We start from the raw sequence: 17180 nt of genomic DNA, 5'->3' as shown, positions 1-17180 counted from the left end.
GTGGTCGGAGCCACGGTTCGCCGCGCCGCTACTCCTCGGCGAAGACGACGACCGCGTCCTTCGGACCGAACGTCAACGGGGCCGTCCTGGGTGGGTTGAGGAAGATCCCGTAGGTGGGAGCTTCCTCGCCGTACCTGGCCAGGCGGTAGCCGATGGCCGTCTCTCCCCGCTGCCGAGCCGCCTCGATGACCGTGGCGAAGTTGGCCTCGGCTCCGGGAACCACGTAGCCGGACGCTGGTTTGAGATAGATCTCCGAACCCTCCGGGTCGAAGAGATCGGTGAACACCGCGTACAGGTGACGGTTCTCGGTCAGTTGGGTGAGCAGGAGGCTGATCACCTTGGTGCTCACGATGAAGTCGTCGGCCTTGGTGACCTGGGCGACCTCGCGATTGCTGTCGTCGTTCATCTCCGTGACGATCGAGTACGGGTCGCCGAGCCCCTCCTCGATGTCCCGCAGGTGGAGCAGCGTGACCAGGGTTCGGTCATCGGCGGGGCCGGGGGCGATGCTCTCGTCCGAGAGCACGACGATGTGCTGGTAGCCGCCCAGCTCCAGGCCCTCCAGCGAGGATCTCCGCGTCGGCTCGCACTGCTTGTACCCCACCGTGAGGTTGGCCACCGCCCCCTGCAGGGCTGCCTCCGGCCGCCGTCGCGTGGCGATGTCCAGTACCGACCCGGGCTCGACGAAGCTGTCCAACAGCGTGACGAGCTTGGCCGTACGGGAGTTCTCGCCGATGAGGAGTGTGCGGTCCAGTCCGGGCGGCTGGGCGGGGGCGGAGGTGATGGCCGACTCGACGATGGCCGGCCGGGCGTCGGCAAGCCGGATGAGCAGGTCGTCCTCGGCGACCACGAGCATCTGGTCGCCGGGGGCGATGACGGTGTCCATCGGCGGGTTGACCAGCACCTCGCCGTCGTTTCGGCGCAGCCCGACCGGAACGCCGAGCTCGTAGGCGTTGAGTACCCTCCCGTACGTCGAGCCGACCAGGTCGGATTCCTCACGGAAGTAGAACTCGTTGCCGACGAAGCTGAGCAGTTCGTCGAAGACGGTCGACAGGCCCGTCTGCCGGTGCGCCTGCGCGATGAGGCGGACGGCGATGTCCTCGGCGTCGATCACCAGAGCCGCCTCGCCGGCCGCCAGACGAGCGGCTGCGAGGTTCTCCGAATCGTGCACGGCGGCGACGACGTGGGGGCGGGTCCGGCTCCACTGCCGGCTGTTCAGCAACAGCAGGACCTTGATGACATCGACGTCCCGGTCGTCGCCGACAGGCGGCAGAACCATGATCGACTTTGCTGTGTCCGGGCTGACCAGCTCCAGATCCGCCCGCACGAGGGGATTGCCGGAGCGGCAGATGACACGAGTGCTGCCCGGGTTGGGGATCCGTGCCCGGATCGCGTCCTCCATCAAGACCTTGTCCCGGTCCGCCAGGATCGCCACGCACGAACGGCGTAGGCTCTGATTCGCCTCGACGAGCTCCTCGACCACGGTGAAGATCTGGTCCGACCAGCCGAGCACGATGGTGTGGCCGCGCTCCATCAGCTGCGACCGGCCCTTGCGCAATTCCTGGATCTTCTGGTTCAAGCCCGTGGTCAGCACACCGATGAGTGCACTGACGATGAAGATCCCACCAATCGTCACCGCCAGCATGAGGCCGAGGAATACCGGTCCGCCGGTGTCCCCGCCCATGGTGCCGGCGTCGAGCGTCCGCAGAAGGCTCATCCACGCCACCCCCGCCCAGCCGCCGTTGTCCTCGGCGTCGGTGTCGGTGAACACGACGACCAGCGTCGAGGCCAGCGCGATGAGCAGCACCGAGGCGAGCCCCAGCCAGCTGATCAAGGCCGGCGTCCCACGGTCCATCGTGCCGTCGAACCAATACCGTAAGCGAATCCGCAGCCTCTCGCGCATGAGCACACCCCTCCCCTGTTCCCACTCTGCCGAACTGTGTGGCGCACGCCGTTGTCACCACGGTGGCGCTCACCGTCGATCATTCTCCCAGCTCCGAGCCGATACGCTTCCCCCTTGCGCAAGTCCGCAACTTTCCGTCATGCGCTGCGGCGGAAGCCTCCACCGCGACGAGGGACCGATTCCCCCCCATGCGTACGGGGCCCAGCTGCCGCAACCACGAGTGCGCACTGGACCCCGCCCACATCAATGCAGTTCGGCCCGCCCTCCCCCGCGGCTTCAGTGCCACAGGCGGCAGTTCAGGAGCGGGCAGCCGCCCCCGCCTGCCGAGCCGTCACCAGGACGACTTCGTCACTCCCGGCAGGTATCCGGCGTGGGCCTGCGCGCGCACGTTGACGCGAGAGAGGCCGAACTTGCGCAGGTGGCCGCGGGGGCGGCCGTCCACGCTGTCGCGGTTGCGCACGCGGGTCGCGCTCGCGTCCCGGGGGTGGCGGCGAAGTTCCGCCTGGGCGGCCGTCTTCTCGTCGTCCGTGGTCCGCGGGGACACCAGGACAGCCTTGAGCTCGGCGCGTCGCCGCGCGTAGCGGGCCACGATCCGCTTCCGCTTCTCGTTCTTCGCGATCTTGCTCTTCTTCGCCATCAGACACGCTCCCCACGGGCTCGGACACGGGCGACGGCGGCCTCGATGCCAATGACGTCCACGGTCTTGATGGCACGCGCGCTCAACCGCAGGCGGACGTGCCGCCCTTCACCGGGAAGCCAGTAGCGCTTGTTCTGGATGTTGGGATCGAACCGGCGCGACGTGCGCCGATGCGAGTGGGAGATCTTCTTGCCGAAGACCGGCTCGGCGCCAGTCAGCTGGCAGTGGGCGGACATACGGGTTCTGCCTTTCTCTCCACCGGCTTACCGGTAATGGAAATCATTGTCGTATGCTACCCGCATGGCTCGTAACGAAGTACGCCCGATCATCAAGCTCCGCTCCACCGCCGGGACCGGCTACACCTACGTGACCCGCAAGAACCGCCGGAACAACCCGGACCGGCTGGTCCTCAAGAAGTTCGACCCCATCGCCCGGCGCCACGTCGACTTCCGCGAGGAACGCTGACCGCACCGGCTCCACCCGCCCGCACTCCGACCCAGGGAACACACCCCATGAAGCCCGAAATCCACCCCGCCTACCGTCCGGTCGTCTTCCGCGACAAGGCCGGTGACTTCGCGATCCTGACCCGCTCGACGATGACCAGCGACAAGACCATCGAGTGGGAGGACGGTCACACATACCCGGTGGTCGACGTCGAGATCTCCTCCGCGAGCCACCCCTTCTACACCGGCACCGCACGCGTGCTGGACACCGCCGGCCGCGTCGAGCGCTTCGAGCGCCGCTACGGCCGGGACGGAGGCCGGCGATGACCCTCGAAGGACCGATGCCCGTGGTGATCGTCGGCGGACTCCACGCCGACGCCCGCCGCGGCACGGTCGAACAGCTGCTGCGCGAAGTGCCCGACAGCGTCGCCCTGCACCACGACCTGTCCACCGGCCCGGCAGGCACGGTGCACCGCAGCGTCCGCGACACCACGGGCGCCTCGTGGGACGAGGTGCCCCTGGTCAACGAGTGCGCCTGCTGCGCCCTGCGCGAGGACCTCGTTCCCGCACTGGAGCGGCTGGCCGACGCCGGCCTCACCCGCCTCGCGGTCGTGGAACTGTGGGACTCCGTGGAACCCCGCGCCATGGCCGAGATCATCGCCGCCCACGGCGACGGCGCCTTCCGGCTCACCAACGTACTGACCGCCGTGGACCCTGCCCTCGTCCTGCCCTGCCTGTCCAACGGCGACGACCTGGCGGAAGCCGGACTCGCCGCGGCCCCGACGGACCAGCGCACCGTGGGCGACACCTTCGCGCGGCAGCTGGAGTACGCTCCGGTACTCGCCGTGGCCGACAGCCCCGCCACCGGACTCGACGACCTCGCGCTCCTGCGGCAGTTGCACCCGGCCGCGAGGCAGGTCCGCATCGCGTCCGGGCAGTTGGGCGCCGCCGCGGTCGCCGGCTTCGACGTGGACGCGGCGGCGGCCGCCCAACACCCGGCCTGTGCCCGGCTCCCCCACGACTGCGACGAGGAGGGCGTCAGCACGCTCGTCTGGCGGTGCCGACGGCCCTTCCACGCCGGCCGCCTCTACGAGGCGCTGGAGGACCTGTGCTGTGCCGCGGCCCGTAGCCGAGGGCGGTTCTGGCTGGCGGACCGGCCCGACAGCCTGCTCGCCTGGGACGCCGCCGGGGGCGCGCTGTGCGTGGAGAGCGCCGGCCCATGGATGGCCTCCCTCCCGGACGCCGCCTGGGAGTTGATGCCCGCTGAGCGCCGCACCGCGGCCGCGCTGGACTGGCACCCCGAGCACGGCGACCGCTGCCAGCACCTGGTGTTCACCTCTCCCGACCTGGACCGCGCGGGACTGCTCGCACTGCTCGACTCCTGCCTGCTCACCGACGACGAACTGGCGTCCGGGCCCGGCGCCTGGCCCCGTCCCACCGGCTTCGACCACCTGCTCGACGCCGTCGCCTGACCCACCCCACCGACCATCCGACCGACCGAGGACGTTTCCATGCCCCGCCCGACCAAGTCCGCGCTCACGCGCGAGAACCGGCCGAACCCGCTCGACGCCGCCGGCATCACCCACATCGACTACAAGGACACCGACCTGCTGCGGAAGTTCATCTCCGACCGCGGCAAGATACGCAGCCGCCGGGTCACCCGGGTCACCCGGCAGCAGCAGCGGCAGATCGCCACCGCCGTCAAGAACGCCCGCGAGATGGCCCTGCTTCCCTACTCCATCCGCTGACCTTTACCGCACCCCCGACTCCCTGCCGACGAAAGGACCGTCATGGCCGTCCCCAAGCGCAAGATGTCCCGCAGCAACACCCGTCACCGCCGCGCCCAGTGGCGGGCGAACACCCCGCCGCTCGTCCCCGTCACCATCGACGGAAGCACCTATCTGGTGCCCCAGCACCTGCGGAAGGCGTACGAACGCGGCCTTCTCCGTCCGGAGGACTGACGCAGCATGCCGCACGACCGCCTGCCGGTGACCGTCCTCTCCGGATTCCTCGGAGCGGGCAAGACCACCCTGCTCAACCACCTGCTGTCCAACCGCGAGGGACTGCGGGTCGCCGTCATCGTCAACGACATGAGCGAGATCAACATCGACGCCGCGCTGGTGCGCGGCGGCGAGGCCGCCCTCTCCCGCACGGAGGAACGGCTGGTCGAGATGACCAACGGATGCATCTGCTGCACGCTCCGCGACGATCTCCTCGAAGAGGTGGACCGCCTCGCCGGGGAGGGACGCTTCGACTACCTCCTGATCGAGTCCAGCGGCATCTCCGAGCCCATGCCGGTCGCCGCCACCTTCTCCTTCGCACGCGACGACGGTGCGACGCTCGGCGACGTCACCCGGCTGGACACCATGGTCACCGTGGTGGACGCGGCCAACTTCCTGGCCGAGCTCGGAACCGGCGACGAACTCGCTTCGCGCGGCCTCGCACCCTACGAGGACGACGAGCGCACCGTGAGCGATCTGCTGATCGACCAGGTCGAGTTCGCCGACGTGATCGTCCTGAACAAGCTGGACCTCGTCGACGACGCGTCGGCCGAGCGCCTGCGCGGCGTCCTCACCCGTCTCAACCCGGGCTCACGCCTCGTCGAGACGGTCCGAGGGAGGGTGCGCGCCTCCGACGTGCTCGGGACCGGCCTCTTCGACGTGGAACAGGCACAGCAGGCCCCCGGCTGGGTACGGGAGCTCAACGGCGACCACGTCCCGGAGACCGAGGAGTACGGGATCTCGTCCACTCTGTTCCGCGCCGACCGGCCCTTCCACCCGGGCCGGCTGTGGCAGCTGATCACCGAGCGGTTCGACAGCGGCGAGTTCGGGACGGTCCTGCGCAGCAAGGGATTCTTCACGCTGGCCGGGCGCCCCGGGGTGACGGGCCTGTGGTCCCAGGCGGGGTCCGTCGCCCGCTTCGAGCCCGCCGGGATCAGCAACGCCGGAGCACCCGAGCAGCAGGCCCAGGAACTGGTGTTCATCGGAACCGGACTGGACCCGGCGGCCCTGCGCGCCGCTCTGGAGAACTGTCTCCTGGACGGTGAATGGACCGGCGGCGAGGATCCCTTCCCCGTCTGGGACGCCCCCGAAGCCCACGAGACCTGCGCCCACGAGCAGCACGGCACGGGGCTGCCCGTCTGAAGACCCCGGGCCGGGTGGTGGTCGCAGCCACGGCATCACCCGGCCCGGTCAGCATTGGGCCGGCATGAGGTCCGCCAAAGCGGCTTACGCACGACCACGACCTGGAATCCCGGGCACCTGCGACGGAAACCTCCACCGCGACGAGGGACCGATTCCGCCCATGCGTACGGGGCCCGGCTGCCGCAACCAGGAGTGCACACCGGACCCCACCCACATCAATATCAATGCGGTTCAGCGCACCCTCCCCCGCGGCTTCAGTGCCACAGGCGGCAGTTCAGGAGCGGGCAGCCGGCCCCCCTCGAAGCCATGCACTTCCCCGAACCGGGCACTGGTCATCCAGTCCGCACGTGCCTCCTCGATCTCCTCGTGCGACCGCCCGATGAAGTTCCACCACATCACGATCTCCTCCGCGAAGGGCTCGCCGCCGAGGAGCATGAGACCCGCGTCGGTGTCCGCACGCAAGGGGAGTTCGGTGCGGCCGCAACCGAGGTAGAGCATGGAGCCGGGCAGCACGGGAACGCCGTCGACCTCGGCCTGGCCGGACATCGAGAGCACCGCGTACTCGAAGTCCGGGTCGAGCGGCAGACGGGCCCCGGCTCCGGCGGTGAGAGACAGGTCGGCGCCGACGATCGGGGTGTACGCGGTGCCGGGCGAGGTGGCGCCGTCGAGTTCGCCCAGGATCAGGGTGGCGGTGAGGCCGGGGGCGGTGACGGTCGGCAGTTCGGCGTGGTGCTGGAAGTGCGGCTCGACGTGACGGTGGGCACCCGGCAGCGCCACCCAGAGCTGCGCACCGTGCAGAAATCTCGCGTGGGACTTCGGGCTCTCCTCGGAGTGACTGATGGCCCGGCCGGAGGTCATCAGCCCCAGTTCGCGCGGGCGGATCGTCCGGAGGCTGCCGAGGCTGTCCCGGTGCAGGACCTCGCCGTCGTGCAGCCAGCTGACCGTCTGCAGGCCCATGTGGGGGTGCGGCGGCACTTGCATCCCGGGCTCGCCGGCGATGTCGTCGGGGCCGTAATGGTCGACAAAGGCCCATGCGCCGACCATCCGGCGGCCCAGATTGGGCAGGAGCCTGCGGACCTCGGTGGACTCACCCAGCTGGACATGGCGCGGGGTGAGAAGTTCACGTACAGGCTCGGCGACGACGAAGCCCCGTCCTCCGCAGACGGAGAGTGCGGCCTGGCGATCGAGATTACTCATGGCGCTCAACCTATTCCCGTGCGGACCCGGGGTGCCGGTACCCACGCCGATAATGTAGTGGAATATTCAACCAGTCCGCCATGTTCTTCCACCAGAAGCGCGGCTGAACATGTGGCCGGGCCAATGGCGGGGCGGGGCCGGAAGCGATCCGGAGCGGTCCGTGAACGAGGAGGTCAGAGGTCAAGTGAGCGACACCTATTTCGAGTTCGGTACGGAAGCCGATCGCTGGGACCGTGCGCGGATGTTCTTCGAAGCGAAGGAGTACATGACCGCTGCCCGGATTCTGGAGGGGCTCGTCGAAGAGGTGCCGGAGCAGGTCTCCCCCCGGCTGCTGCTGGCGCGGGCCTACTACCACTCGGCTCGGCTCGGCAGGGCCGAGACGGAGCTGCGGGCGGTGCTGGAGCGCGACCCGGTGGAGCCGTATGCCCGGCTGATGCTCGGCCGCACACTTGAGCGCCAGGGGCGGGACGCGGAGGCGACCGGTCACCTGCGGATGGCTGCGGCGCTCTCCGGGGACTTCGGCTTCGACGAGGGCCGGACACGGTCCTGAGGGCCTCTCGTCCGGATCACACCCGGCTCGCGGGGTCCGGCCCGGCCCGCAGAAAAGTTCCGGGCGGTCGCGAGGGGCGTTCGACAGACGGTCCAGCCATTCCGTCAGGAGTGCTCCCTCGGCGGTGGTGGCGGTGGCGGCGGTGGGAGTAGCGGACCGGCATGCGTCGGTCCCTCCCGGCAGCCGGGGCTAAGGGCTGTCCCGTAATCCCTGGTGGATCAGCGCGCGGCGGCAGATGCGGTGCATCGCAAGGCGGAGGGACGTCCGCATACTGGATGTATTCGGACGTTCCGACAACGCGGCGAGGATGGGGCCTCCCCTGCTCGAGCGCAGCCGAGAGCTTGGGGAAGTAGCTGTCGTCGTGCGCCCGCCAGGGATTACGGGACAGCCCTTAGGCATGACGAGGCAGCGGAACCCGCCGGAAAGCTCCCGGCGGGTTCCGCTGCGCGCTGATGACGAGATGCCCTCGTGCGTGACGACATGCCCACTGCCGGTCAGATGCCGGCTGATGGCCAGATGCCGGCTGATGGCGAGCGGTGCGTCGGTCAGCCGGCCGCGGTGGCCGCCCGGTTCGCCGCACCCTGGCCGGTGGTGACGCTGTCGGCCCCCGACGCGAGGAGCCGTTCCGTCAGGTGGCCGAAAACGAGGCCGAAGGTGACCCACAGGATGGCCTGTACGGCGAGCGTGGTCAGGCGGAACTCCCACAGCAGCGCCGCCGGGAAGTCCTTTCCGACCTCGTTGAACGAGGGCAGGAACGCGTAGGCGAGTCCGATCACGACGACGTACGCGACGGATGCGGTGATCGTTGCGTTCCAGTTGCCCAGGCGGGGGGCCAGCCGTCGGCCGAGGATCACGGCGGCGACGGCCAGCAGCACGCCGAGGGCGACCATCAGGAAGAACAGCGCGGTGCGTCGGCCGATGGTGTCGGGGTTGCCGACGGCCGGCGGATTGGCCGGGTACTTCAGGAATGGCACGACGTACACGGTCAGCAGGGCCGCTCCCGCGATCAGTGCGGCCGTGGCCCGGGGTCCGAATCTGCCGATCCGGCCGAGGGCGTAACAGAAGACGAGGGCTGCGATGCCGCCGATCGCCACTCCGAAGACGAGCACACCGGTGGCGAGTCCGGCGGTGGACTGCATGGTGCGGCTGACGAGTTCCTCGCCGCCCCCGTGGTCGTGGCTGTGCGCCTCCTCAAGGGCAATGGCCGCATCGACGCGGGACTCACCGAGGAAGTACGCGACGAACAGGGCAAGTACGCCCGCGGCCAGGCCGGCCAGCATGCCGCGGATGAGCAGGGCTCTGACAGATATGGAGTTCATGAGGTTTCCCCTGGATCGGACGGTACGTCAGTGACAGGGGAAGCCGAGGAGGTGGCGGCCGTCGTGGACCCACTCGTGGACGCCTTCGCCGGAGATGACCGCGGTGGCACCCTGCTCGGCGCCGACGAAGTACAGCAGTACGAGCATGAGGATGCCGAAGAAGACCGCCCAAGGGGCAATGGCCTTCCCGGAGATGGGGGTGATCGCCGGTACGGCGGGGGCAGCGGCAGTCCGTGCCATGGCAGAACCTCCTGAGGGAACACGCGTCCCAATCGTGGTGCTGGAACGAAGGTGCTGGGTCTGACTTCCCGTACGGGGACGGGTTCACAGTGGCGCGACCGTGCCGGACTCTCACCGGACTTCCGTCACACCTTCGTCATGTTCCTGGGACGATACCGCCTGGGACCGGGCCTGGCCACGGTGCCGGTGGCAGGGCCGGAGGGCCTGAACGCCATGGTGAGCACACGTGAGGGCCAGAATTCAGGGAGTCGACCCGGTCATGACGGTTCAGGTGATGCTGATCTCACCGGCGCTCAACGCCTCGCTGCGCGAGGCGCGCTTCGACGGTGATGCTCCGATCGACCCGGCCGGGGCCCGGCGGGCCCGGGCCGCCGCGCCGGCGGTGCCCGTGGCCGACCGGTATGTACGCGGGCCCTCCGCGCGGTGCACCGGAACCGCCGACGCCCTGGGCTTGCACACCGATCCCGAACTCTCGCTCCGGGACTGGGACATGGGCCGATGGACCGGGCAGCGGCTGGCCGAGGTGGGCACGAACGAACCGGACGCCGTGTCGGCCTGGCTGACCGACCCCTCGGCGGCTCCGCACGGCGGCGAGTCCCTGCTGGAATTCTGCGCACGGGTCGGCCACTGGCTGAAGTCCGTGGGGACCTTCGGCGCGCCCGAGGAATCCATGCAGCATTTGGACGGCGACGCGGGCGGCCGTGTGCTGGGGGTCGTCGGGCCCGCGGTGGTACGGGCGGTGACCGTACAGGCGCTCGCTCTGCCGACGGAGGCGTTCTGGCGGCTGGATGTCGCCCCGCTGACTCTGACCACGCTCAGCGGCCGGTCCGGACGGTGGAATCTGCGCTGCGGGCAGCCGCTGTCCCCCACCGCGGGGAACTGACACCTCCCACGGCCCGCACCACAGCATGAACGACTGATGTGCCGGAACCATCCATCAGCGCCGAGGGCAGTGGTGCAACTGGTCGCCCTGACCGTCCGGCAGACGTGTCGCAGGAGGAAACCCGGTGGGAATCCGGGACTGCCGCGCGGCGGTACCACCACAGACGCATGCAAGAAGTGTGGTCCGTACCAAAGCCTTGACACGCTCTTGGTTCACTTCTTCAATCTCAGACAGAACGGAAGCCTTTCCCCGCTCCCCCCATGATGAGCGTTTGCCATGCCCATGACAGCTGCTCGATTCCGCACGGGAAGGACCCCCCATGACCTCCCCCCGCCTCACCCGGCGTCTCCTGGTATCCGCGCTCTCCTTACTCGCCCTCGTCTCGGCCTCCTCCGGCCTCGCCGCCGGGGTGCCGCTGCCCTCGCCGCGGCCGTCGGTGACGGCAGGGGCCTTCACCGACGATTTCGACGGGCCCGCGGGCTCCGCAGTCGACGACGGCAAGTGGCAGATCGAGACCGGCGACAACGTCAACAACCACGAACGGCAGTACTACACGGCCGGCAACAACAACGCGGCACTCGACGGCCAGGGACATCTGGTCATCACCGCACGCCGTGAGAACCCGAACAACTACCAGTGCTGGTACGGCACGTGCGAATACACCTCCGCACGCCTGAACACCTCCGGCAGGTTCACCCAGACCTACGGGCACGTCGAGGCCCGGATGAAGGTGCCGCGCGGTCAGGGCATGTGGCCCGCCTTCTGGATGCTGGGCGACGACATCGGTCAGGTCGGCTGGCCCGCTTCCGGCGAGATCGACGTCATGGAGAACGTCGGCTTCGAACCCTCCACGGTCCACGGCACGTTGCACGGTCCCGGCTACTCCGGTTCCGGCGGCATCGGCGCCGCCTACACACTGCCGGGCGGCCAGGCGTTCGCCGACGACTTCCACACCTTCGCGGTCGACTGGGCCCCCGACTCGGTGACCTGGTCGGTCGACGGCAACGTCTACCAGCGCCGCACACCCGGCGATCTCAACGGAAACACCTGGGTGTTCAACAAGCCCTTCTTCCTTGTCCTCAACCTCGCTGTCGGCGGCTACTGGCCCGGTGACCCCGACGGCAGCACCTCCTTCCCCCAGCAACTCGTCGTCGACCACGTGCGAGTCACCACCAGCGATCTGCGGCCGCCGGCCTGACCGGCCCGCTCCGCCCGACCCCTCGGCCACGCCGGCGATCCGGGGCCGGGCAGGAGCACCGTGGCACGTGCCCCGCCCGGACCGGCCGGCACCGGGGCGCGGACGAGTGCGCGGATGCTGCGGGTGACCGGCGCGACGGGGCAGGGACACGCCACTGGCGCACCGGGCGGCGTCGGGCCGTCGGGGCGGTCGCTCAGGACGCGCTGGTGTCGCTGGACCCGTTGCGCCGGATCGGGGCCGAGGTCGCAGAGCCGATGAGGACGTGCTCGGCGCACCGCGGCACCCTGCACGAAATCCCTGCTCACGGCCGTCGTCAGGTGGGTACGGATGCCGCGCCGTCCGGGGAGCCGCCGACGACGGGCGGACCGGGCCCTATGCGTCGCGGTACGCCTCCAGCAGGCGCAGCCAGACCTCGCTGATCGTCGGATAGGCCGGAACGGCGTGCCACAGCCGGCCGATGGGGACCTCGCCCGCGACCGCGATCGTCGCCGAGTGCAGCAGCTCGCCGATGCCCGGTCCGACGAAGGTGACACCGAGCAGGATCTCCCGGTCGAGGTCCACGACCATGCGGGCGCGGCCGCGGTAGCCCTCCGCGTACAGTCCGGAGCCCGCCACCGCGGCCAGATCCTGGTCGATGGCGCGCACCCGGTGGCCGGCCTGCTCGGCCTCGGCGAGGGTGAGGCCGACGGAGGCGGCCTCGGGGTCGGTGAAGACGACCTGCGGGACGGCCGCGTGGTCGGCGGTGGCCACGTGGGCGCCCCAGCGGTCGTTCTCCAGCAGCGGCACTCCCGCGGCGCGGGCGGCGATCGCGGCGCCCGCGATGCGCGCCTGGTACTTGCCCTGGTGCGTGAGGAGCGCCCGGTGATTGACATCTCCGACGGCGTAGAGCCAGGTCGTGCCTTCGACGAGGCAGCTGTCGTCGACGGTGAGCCAGGAACCGGGCGTCAGACCCACCGTCTCCAGGCCGAGGTCGCCGGTGCGCGGGGCACGGCCGGTGGCGAAGAGCACTTCGTCGGCCTCGACACGCTCGCCGTTGTCGAGTTCCAGGATGACCGGCCCGTCCGGGGCCGCACGCCGCAGGGATGTCGCCGAGACACCGGTACGGATGTCGGCGCCCGCCTCCGTCAGCGCCCGCGCGACCAGCTCACCCGCGAAGGCCTCCATCTTCGGCAGGAGCCCCTTGCCGCGGATCAGCATCGTCACCCGGGCGCCGAGGGCCTGCCAGACGGTGGCCATCTCCGTCCCGACCACACCGCCTCCGACGATCACGAGGCGGCCGGGCACCTCCTTGGCGCTCGTCGCCTCACGGCTGGTCCAGGGGCGAGCCCCGTCGATGCCGGGCAGGGCGGGGACGACGGCGCGGCTGCCGGTGCAGACGGCGACGGCCTGCCGGGCGGTGAGCCGGTGCACCGTGCCGTCGGGGGCGGTCACGGAGACGGCCTTCTCACCGGTGAGCCGGCCCCGGCCCCGGTAGATGTCCGCTCCGATGCCCTCCAGCCAGGCGACCTGTCCGTCGTCCTTCCAGTGCGAGGCGTAGGTGTCGCGATGGGCGAGGACGGCCGCCGTGTCGAGCGGGCCCCGCACGGCGTCACCGAGGCCGGGGACGCGGCGCGCGTCGGCGCGGGCGACGACCGGGCGCAGCAGGGCCTTGCTGGGCATGCAGGCCCAGTAGGAGCACTCGCCGCCGATGAGCTCGGTCTCGACGACCGCCGTACTGAGCCCGGCGGCACGCGCCCGGTCGGCGACGTTCTCGCCGACCGGACCCGCTCCGATCACCACGACGTCGTACTCGGCGTTCAGGGAAGCATCTGTCATGGGGACAGTTTTATCGCGGGTGTGCGCGGCGTCCACATGGGCAGGCGGAATAGCGCGAGTACCGGCACCGTTGTGCCGGGCAGGTCCGAACGGGCACAGGAAGAGGTAACAGAACATGAGCACCGTCGAGCTCACCAAGGAAAACTTCGATCAGGTCGTCAGCGAGAACGACTTCGTCCTGATCGACTTCTGGGCTTCCTGGTGTGGCCCGTGCCGGCAGTTCGCGCCGGTCTACGACGCGGCCTCGGAGCGCCACGACGACCTGGTCTTCGCCAAGGTCGACACCGAGGCGCAGCAGGAACTGGCGGCGGCCTTCGAGATCCGCTCCATTCCCACGCTGGTGATCGTCCGGGACAACGTGGCGGTGTTCGCACAGCCGGGGGCGCTGCCGGAGGCCGCGCTTGAGGACATCATCGGACAGGCCAGGAAGCTGGACATGGACGAGGTCCGCAAGTCCATCGAGGACCAGCAGAAGGAGCAGAAGTAGGCTCCCCGCGCACACGAGCGGTGAGGGGCCCGGCCGGACCGGCCGGGCCCCTTCCCGTGCCTTTCCTCGGCTTTTCCTCGGCCTTCTTCGGCCTTCTTCACCCTGTCGTGGCCTTCCGTGGCCTTCCGGCCGGAGCCCGGCGGCGCGGTCTCAGCCGCCGGCGTTGCTGTCGGCTTTGCTCTCCTTGATCCGGACCGAGAGGCCGTAGTCCAGCTCGGCGCCGTCGACCAGCAGGGCCTCGACCGTGTGTGTGGCCGGGTCGATGTCCGCCACGACGCCTTCACCCGAATAGCGGGGATAGCCCGATGCCCCCGTCTCGCCGGTCGCCGTCACGACCGCCGAGCGGATGGCGCCGCCGGGCTCGGCGGCTTCGGCGGTGTCCTCGGCGAATCCGGGGACCAGCAGGATCTCGTAACTCTGCGGATGGCTCATGGTCATGACGCTAGGCAGGCGGCGCGCGGTACGCATGTTGCCGCGCTACGGCACCTCGCGGACTCGACGGCTCAGCTGGACTCGCGGTGGACCATCCTGGCCCGCAGCAGGTCGTGGTGCTCGGGGGCGCTGCCGGGGTGTCGCACCAGCCGGTCGACGAGGTCCGCCGGCGGCTGCGCCGTGGCCATCTCCAGACGTACGCTGCTGAGCCGGGGCCGCAGCAGTCTGCCGAGCATCAGGTCGTCGGCGCCGATCACGGCTGTCTCACGGGGCACCTCGACGCCCGCGTCCTGAAGGGCCCGCATCAGGAGCATCGCGTATGCGTCGTTGTACGCGAACACGGCGTCCAGGCCCAGCGTGCGCCAGCGGGCGGCCAGCCGGTCGGCCGCCCCCTCCTCGTAGCGCAGCGGCAGCGGTTCGACGAGGGCCCCGTGGCTCCGTGCGGCCTGCCGGGCCCCGTCCAGCCGGGGTTCGGCGAACAGACCGAGGCCGCCCTCCTCGGGCATGATCACGCCGATACGGCGCCGGCCTCGCTCCAGCAGGTGCCCGATCGCGCAGCTGCCGACCTTTCGCTGGTCCATGACCAGCGCGTGGGCGCCGGCCACCGGCCGCGGGCCGAGCGTGATGACGGCCTTGGCCCCGGCTCGCCTGAGCATGGATATGCCCTGCGGGGTGAGGGCGATCGTGCCGGGTGCGATGACGGCGACGGGACGGAGTTCTGCCCAGGCGCGGGGTGCGTCGTCGGCGTCGAGGCCGGTGCTGCCGTACTGGACCACGGTGTAGTCGAGGCGGCGCAGCCCGGCTTCCAGTTCGTGGAAGAAGCGGTGGTGGAGCGGGCCGGCCGGTAAGTTCACCGCGGGCAGCACCACCATGCGGGTGTGCCCGGCGCGCAGGCTGCGGGCCGCCGCGTGCGGTACGTAACCCAGTTCAACGGCCGCTTCCCTGACCCGGCGGCGGGTGGGCTCACTGATCCGCACGGTCGCGATGTCGTTCAGTACATAGGACACGGTGGCCCGGGAGACTCCGGCGAGCCGTGCCACATCGGCACTGGTCGGAGGGGGGCCTTCGGCGGGCTGGTTCGGTAACTGGCTCATGGCGTCGGGCAGTCTTCCAGACCCGTCGGACATGGGGACGCTGCGGGGCATGGTTGACTCCTCGGTGGTGGGGCTGCTCAGCCGGGTGACCGGAACGGTGCGACCGGGGCCGGCCGGCGAGGTGATCGTACGGATCCGGGGCGGTGCCGAGCACTTCCTCGCGCATCCCGCCTCGGCGGAGGACCGCATCGAGGTGGGCACGGTGGCGACGGTGTTCGGTCATCTGCCGCCGCGCACGGTGTATGTGGCCCCCGCATACGGCAGTTGAGGCTTCCGCGGGGCGGCCTTGACACACTTCGTGGTCAAGAATGCGGCCCGCCGCTTCCTCGACCAGCGGCGGCTGACGCTCCGCCAGTGGCGGCAGGGGGCAGGGCGGTCCCCGGCAGCACGGCGAGGGTGACGGCGCGTCCGGCGCGGGTGAGGTGTCCGGTGGTCATGGGCCGAGCCTGCTGCTCGTTCACCGGACCCGCTCCGTGGGCTGGGCCGTACAGGTCCTACGGTGAGGGGATGACCATCCAGTTCCGTGACGACAGCACCGACGGCCCGGCCGGATTCCCCGGCCGTACCGGACCCGCCGCGACCTCCGAGGCCGACCCGCGCGACGTGGGCCCCGTCCGCACCTCGTACGCCCCGGACCGGGACGGTTCTCCCGACCCCGGCGAGATCGTCTGGACCTGGGTGCCGTTCGAGGAGAACGACGGGCGCGGCAAGGACCGTCCGGTTCTGGTGGTGGCCCGGGAGGCGGCCGGCACGCTGCTCGCCGTGCGGTTGTCCAGCAAGCAGCACGACCGGGACCACGAGTGGGTGGCGCTCGGGGCCGGCCCGTGGGACAGCTCGGGCCGTCCGTCGTGGGTCGATCTGGACCGGGTGCTGCGGGTGCACGAGGACGGGATGCGGCGTGAGGCGTGCGCGCTGGACCGGGGCCGGTTCGACCTGGTCGTCGGCCGGCTGCGGGAGCGCTACGGCTGGAGCTGACCGCCGAACGTCCGGGTGAAGGCGGACCGGGTGGCGGAATCGGGGCTGCGGTCGAGGATGCCGAAAACGATCTGCTCGAAGTGCCCGGCGAACCTGCCGCCGTCCAGCAGCAGCGCCCGGAACGCACCGGCCACCTGTGCCGGATCGTTGCGGAACACACCGCAGCCCCAGGCGCCCAGCACCAGCCTGCGGTAGCCGCATACCGCCGCGACTTCCAGCACCCGCTCGGCACGGGCCGCGAGCGCGGCGGGGATGCGGTGGGCGTCCTCGGGGGTGCGGCTGCGGATGACTCCGGCATTGGGCGCCGGGGAGGTGAGGAAGCCTGCGGTGTACGGGGTGTCGAGCAGCCGCCCCCGGTCGTCGCGGAACACCGGCACACCGGGTGAGTGAATCACCCGGTCGGTGTAGAAGGCGCTGCGTTCCGCGCGGTGGTGGGCGTAGTAGTCGGGGGCGCGCAGCAGCGTGGCGTACAGGGCGGATCCCCGGCACAGGGCTTCCTCCTGGGCCTGCGCGCCGTTGAGGTATCCGCCGCCGGGATTGCGGGCGGAGGCGTAGTTCAGGACGGCGACCTTGCCGGGCCCTTCGCCGGTCATCCGGCGGGCCGCCTGCAGGCTGCTCTCGTCGGTGACCTCCACGAGAGGTGTACGGCCGGAGTCGAGTGCCGCGACGGGTACCGGCTCGGGGCCGTACAGTCCGGTGCCCGAGAGTGCGCTGGTCAGTGCACGTTCGATGCTCACCTCACGCCCGCCCGGCGTCCGGTAGCGGCCGGACTCGACAATGGCCTCGGTCTCTCGCGCGATGCCGCGCAGCCGTGCGCTCATCGGTACTCCCCCGTGTGGTGCATACGGGGCATGCTCGGCGCTTCGG

22 protein-coding genes and 1 riboswitch are annotated in these 17180 nt (G+C 70.4%); of the genes, 12 read left to right on the top strand and 10 right to left on the bottom strand.

The genetic code is table 11. The features are described from left to right. Positions 1 to 28: 28 nt before the first annotated feature. The 3 genes from ACF08M_RS06785 to rpmB all read right to left on the bottom strand — a co-directional run bounded on the left by ACF08M_RS06785 (position 29) and on the right by rpmB (position 2773). Positions 29 to 1852, bottom strand: coding sequence for a potassium transporter TrkA (locus ACF08M_RS06785; protein ID WP_392184169.1), 1824 nt, complete (start codon positions 1850 to 1852; stop codon positions 29 to 31). A gap of 379 nt (positions 1853 to 2231) precedes the next feature. Beyond that, the gene (rpsN, locus tag ACF08M_RS06780) at positions 2232 to 2537 is read right to left on the bottom strand and encodes a 30S ribosomal protein S14 (RefSeq protein WP_392184168.1); all 306 of its coding nucleotides are present in this window, start codon (positions 2535 to 2537) and stop codon (positions 2232 to 2234) included. After that, positions 2537 to 2773 carry a 50S ribosomal protein L28 gene (rpmB, locus tag ACF08M_RS06775; protein ID WP_392184167.1) on the bottom strand — a complete coding sequence of 79 codons (237 nt, stop codon included), beginning with the start codon at positions 2771 to 2773 and terminating at the stop codon, positions 2537 to 2539. Before rpmB ends, rpsN begins: the two co-directional genes overlap by 1 nt. A 64-nt stretch (positions 2774 to 2837) precedes the next feature. Between rpmB and rpmG the strand changes: the two genes are divergently transcribed. The 6 genes from rpmG to ACF08M_RS06745 are packed head-to-tail and all read left to right on the top strand — an operon-like array spanning position 2838 to position 6123. Next, complete coding sequence (gene rpmG / locus ACF08M_RS06770; RefSeq protein WP_392184166.1) at positions 2838 to 3002, top strand: 50S ribosomal protein L33; 165 nt, start codon at positions 2838 to 2840, stop codon at positions 3000 to 3002. A gap of 47 nt (positions 3003 to 3049) precedes the next feature. Next, entirely contained in the window at positions 3050 to 3307 is a 258-nt protein-coding gene (locus tag ACF08M_RS06765; RefSeq protein ID WP_392184165.1) for a type B 50S ribosomal protein L31, read from the top strand. Beyond that, positions 3304 to 4452: a GTP-binding protein gene (locus tag ACF08M_RS06760; RefSeq protein ID WP_392184164.1), complete on the top strand. Its 1149-nt coding sequence runs from the start codon at positions 3304 to 3306 to the stop codon at positions 4450 to 4452. Before ACF08M_RS06765 ends, ACF08M_RS06760 begins: the two co-directional genes overlap by 4 nt. Positions 4453 to 4491: 39 nt before the next feature. Beyond that, positions 4492 to 4728, top strand: coding sequence for a 30S ribosomal protein S18 (gene rpsR / locus ACF08M_RS06755; protein WP_392184163.1), 237 nt, complete (start codon positions 4492 to 4494; stop codon positions 4726 to 4728). Between the two features lie 42 nt (positions 4729 to 4770). Then, entirely contained in the window at positions 4771 to 4941 is a 171-nt protein-coding gene (gene rpmF / locus ACF08M_RS06750; RefSeq protein ID WP_392184162.1) for a 50S ribosomal protein L32, read from the top strand. 6 nt (positions 4942 to 4947) lie between these two features. After that, a complete protein-coding gene (locus ACF08M_RS06745) occupies positions 4948 to 6123 on the top strand; it encodes a GTP-binding protein (protein ID WP_392184161.1) in 1176 nt (391 codons plus the stop codon). A gap of 231 nt (positions 6124 to 6354) precedes the next feature. Here ACF08M_RS06745 and ACF08M_RS06740 read toward each other — a convergent pair whose 3' ends face one another. Next, complete coding sequence (locus ACF08M_RS06740) at positions 6355 to 7320, bottom strand: pirin family protein (protein WP_392184160.1); 966 nt, start codon at positions 7318 to 7320, stop codon at positions 6355 to 6357. A 184-nt stretch (positions 7321 to 7504) separates the two neighbouring features. Here ACF08M_RS06740 and ACF08M_RS06735 point away from each other — a divergent pair, with 184 nt between their 5' ends. Then, entirely contained in the window at positions 7505 to 7870 is a 366-nt protein-coding gene (locus ACF08M_RS06735; protein ID WP_392184159.1) for a tetratricopeptide repeat protein, read from the top strand. 545 nt (positions 7871 to 8415) lie between these two features. Here the strand turns inward: ACF08M_RS06735 and ACF08M_RS06730 are convergent. Together ACF08M_RS06730 and ACF08M_RS06725 are read right to left on the bottom strand one after the other, a co-directional pair. Further along, the gene (locus ACF08M_RS06730; RefSeq protein WP_392184158.1) at positions 8416 to 9189 is read right to left on the bottom strand and encodes a CbtA family protein; all 774 of its coding nucleotides are present in this window, start codon (positions 9187 to 9189) and stop codon (positions 8416 to 8418) included. Between the two features lie 27 nt (positions 9190 to 9216). Further along, positions 9217 to 9429: a CbtB-domain containing protein gene (locus ACF08M_RS06725; RefSeq protein WP_392184157.1), complete on the bottom strand. Its 213-nt coding sequence runs from the start codon at positions 9427 to 9429 to the stop codon at positions 9217 to 9219. Positions 9430 to 9432: 3 nt separating this feature from the next. Further along, positions 9433 to 9579, bottom strand: a riboswitch (adenosylcobalamin (AdoCbl) riboswitch). Between the two features lie 109 nt (positions 9580 to 9688). Between ACF08M_RS06725 and ACF08M_RS06720 the strand changes: the two genes are divergently transcribed. Further along, positions 9689 to 10312 carry a histidine phosphatase family protein gene (locus tag ACF08M_RS06720; protein WP_392184156.1) on the top strand — a complete coding sequence of 208 codons (624 nt, stop codon included), beginning with the start codon at positions 9689 to 9691 and terminating at the stop codon, positions 10310 to 10312. 319 nt (positions 10313 to 10631) lie between these two features. Next, entirely contained in the window at positions 10632 to 11510 is an 879-nt protein-coding gene (locus ACF08M_RS06715; RefSeq protein ID WP_392184155.1) for a family 16 glycosylhydrolase, read from the top strand. Between the two features lie 372 nt (positions 11511 to 11882). Here ACF08M_RS06715 and ACF08M_RS06710 read toward each other — a convergent pair whose 3' ends face one another. Continuing rightward, positions 11883 to 13325, bottom strand: coding sequence for a dihydrolipoyl dehydrogenase family protein (locus ACF08M_RS06710; protein WP_392184154.1), 1443 nt, complete (start codon positions 13323 to 13325; stop codon positions 11883 to 11885). Between the two features lie 115 nt (positions 13326 to 13440). On the opposite strand from ACF08M_RS06710, the gene trxA reads away from it, so the two are divergent. Beyond that, a complete protein-coding gene (trxA, locus tag ACF08M_RS06705) occupies positions 13441 to 13812 on the top strand; it encodes a thioredoxin (protein ID WP_392184153.1) in 372 nt (123 codons plus the stop codon). 150 nt (positions 13813 to 13962) lie between these two features. On the opposite strand, the gene ACF08M_RS06700 is transcribed toward trxA, so the two are convergent. Continuing rightward, positions 13963 to 14244: a hypothetical protein gene (locus ACF08M_RS06700; protein WP_392184152.1), complete on the bottom strand. Its 282-nt coding sequence runs from the start codon at positions 14242 to 14244 to the stop codon at positions 13963 to 13965. A 71-nt stretch (positions 14245 to 14315) separates the two neighbouring features. Then, positions 14316 to 15338: a LacI family DNA-binding transcriptional regulator gene (locus tag ACF08M_RS06695; protein WP_392184151.1), complete on the bottom strand. Its 1023-nt coding sequence runs from the start codon at positions 15336 to 15338 to the stop codon at positions 14316 to 14318. 49 nt (positions 15339 to 15387) lie between these two features. Between ACF08M_RS06695 and ACF08M_RS06690 the strand changes: the two genes are divergently transcribed. Together ACF08M_RS06690 and ACF08M_RS06685 are read left to right on the top strand one after the other, a co-directional pair. Next, entirely contained in the window at positions 15388 to 15606 is a 219-nt protein-coding gene (locus ACF08M_RS06690) for a hypothetical protein (protein WP_392184150.1), read from the top strand. Positions 15607 to 15845: 239 nt separating this feature from the next. Continuing rightward, entirely contained in the window at positions 15846 to 16313 is a 468-nt protein-coding gene (locus ACF08M_RS06685) for a type II toxin-antitoxin system PemK/MazF family toxin (protein ID WP_392184149.1), read from the top strand. Here the strand turns inward: ACF08M_RS06685 and ACF08M_RS06680 are convergent. Further along, positions 16298 to 17134 (bottom strand): TIGR02452 family protein, encoded by an 837-nt coding sequence (locus ACF08M_RS06680; protein ID WP_392184148.1) that lies wholly within the window; start codon positions 17132 to 17134, stop codon positions 16298 to 16300. The two genes, ACF08M_RS06685 and ACF08M_RS06680, sit on opposite strands and share 16 nt — an antisense overlap. Between the last annotated feature and the right edge of the window lie 46 nt (positions 17135 to 17180).

Source organism: Streptomyces sp. NPDC015032 (assembly GCF_043080425.1).
Classification (GTDB): domain Bacteria; phylum Actinomycetota; class Actinomycetes; order Streptomycetales; family Streptomycetaceae; genus Streptomyces.
Note: the sequence above shows the minus strand (reverse complement) of the source record. Positions and strands in the feature narration are given on the sequence as shown.

Coding starts and splice junctions, on each gene's coding strand:
- ACF08M_RS06785 (WP_392184169.1), bottom strand. CDS start 1,852: ATGGACCGTGGGACGCCGGCCTTGATCAGCTGGCTGGGGCTCGCCTCG.
- rpsN (WP_392184168.1), bottom strand. CDS start 2,537: ATGGCGAAGAAGAGCAAGATCGCGAAGAACGAGAAGCGGAAGCGGATC.
- rpmB (WP_392184167.1), bottom strand. CDS start 2,773: ATGTCCGCCCACTGCCAGCTGACTGGCGCCGAGCCGGTCTTCGGCAAG.
- rpmG (WP_392184166.1), top strand. CDS start 2,838: ATGGCTCGTAACGAAGTACGCCCGATCATCAAGCTCCGCTCCACCGCC.
- ACF08M_RS06765 (WP_392184165.1), top strand. CDS start 3,050: ATGAAGCCCGAAATCCACCCCGCCTACCGTCCGGTCGTCTTCCGCGAC.
- ACF08M_RS06760 (WP_392184164.1), top strand. CDS start 3,304: ATGACCCTCGAAGGACCGATGCCCGTGGTGATCGTCGGCGGACTCCAC.
- rpsR (WP_392184163.1), top strand. CDS start 4,492: ATGCCCCGCCCGACCAAGTCCGCGCTCACGCGCGAGAACCGGCCGAAC.
- rpmF (WP_392184162.1), top strand. CDS start 4,771: ATGGCCGTCCCCAAGCGCAAGATGTCCCGCAGCAACACCCGTCACCGC.
- ACF08M_RS06745 (WP_392184161.1), top strand. CDS start 4,948: ATGCCGCACGACCGCCTGCCGGTGACCGTCCTCTCCGGATTCCTCGGA.
- ACF08M_RS06740 (WP_392184160.1), bottom strand. CDS start 7,320: ATGAGTAATCTCGATCGCCAGGCCGCACTCTCCGTCTGCGGAGGACGG.
- ACF08M_RS06730 (WP_392184158.1), bottom strand. CDS start 9,189: ATGAACTCCATATCTGTCAGAGCCCTGCTCATCCGCGGCATGCTGGCC.
- ACF08M_RS06725 (WP_392184157.1), bottom strand. CDS start 9,429: ATGGCACGGACTGCCGCTGCCCCCGCCGTACCGGCGATCACCCCCATC.
- ACF08M_RS06720 (WP_392184156.1), top strand. CDS start 9,689: ATGACGGTTCAGGTGATGCTGATCTCACCGGCGCTCAACGCCTCGCTG.
- ACF08M_RS06715 (WP_392184155.1), top strand. CDS start 10,632: ATGACCTCCCCCCGCCTCACCCGGCGTCTCCTGGTATCCGCGCTCTCC.
- ACF08M_RS06710 (WP_392184154.1), bottom strand. CDS start 13,325: ATGACAGATGCTTCCCTGAACGCCGAGTACGACGTCGTGGTGATCGGA.
- trxA (WP_392184153.1), top strand. CDS start 13,441: ATGAGCACCGTCGAGCTCACCAAGGAAAACTTCGATCAGGTCGTCAGC.
- ACF08M_RS06700 (WP_392184152.1), bottom strand. CDS start 14,244: ATGAGCCATCCGCAGAGTTACGAGATCCTGCTGGTCCCCGGATTCGCC.
- ACF08M_RS06695 (WP_392184151.1), bottom strand. CDS start 15,338: ATGAGCCAGTTACCGAACCAGCCCGCCGAAGGCCCCCCTCCGACCAGT.
- ACF08M_RS06690 (WP_392184150.1), top strand. CDS start 15,388: ATGGTTGACTCCTCGGTGGTGGGGCTGCTCAGCCGGGTGACCGGAACG.
- ACF08M_RS06685 (WP_392184149.1), top strand. CDS start 15,846: ATGACCATCCAGTTCCGTGACGACAGCACCGACGGCCCGGCCGGATTC.
- ACF08M_RS06680 (WP_392184148.1), bottom strand. CDS start 17,134: ATGAGCGCACGGCTGCGCGGCATCGCGCGAGAGACCGAGGCCATTGTC.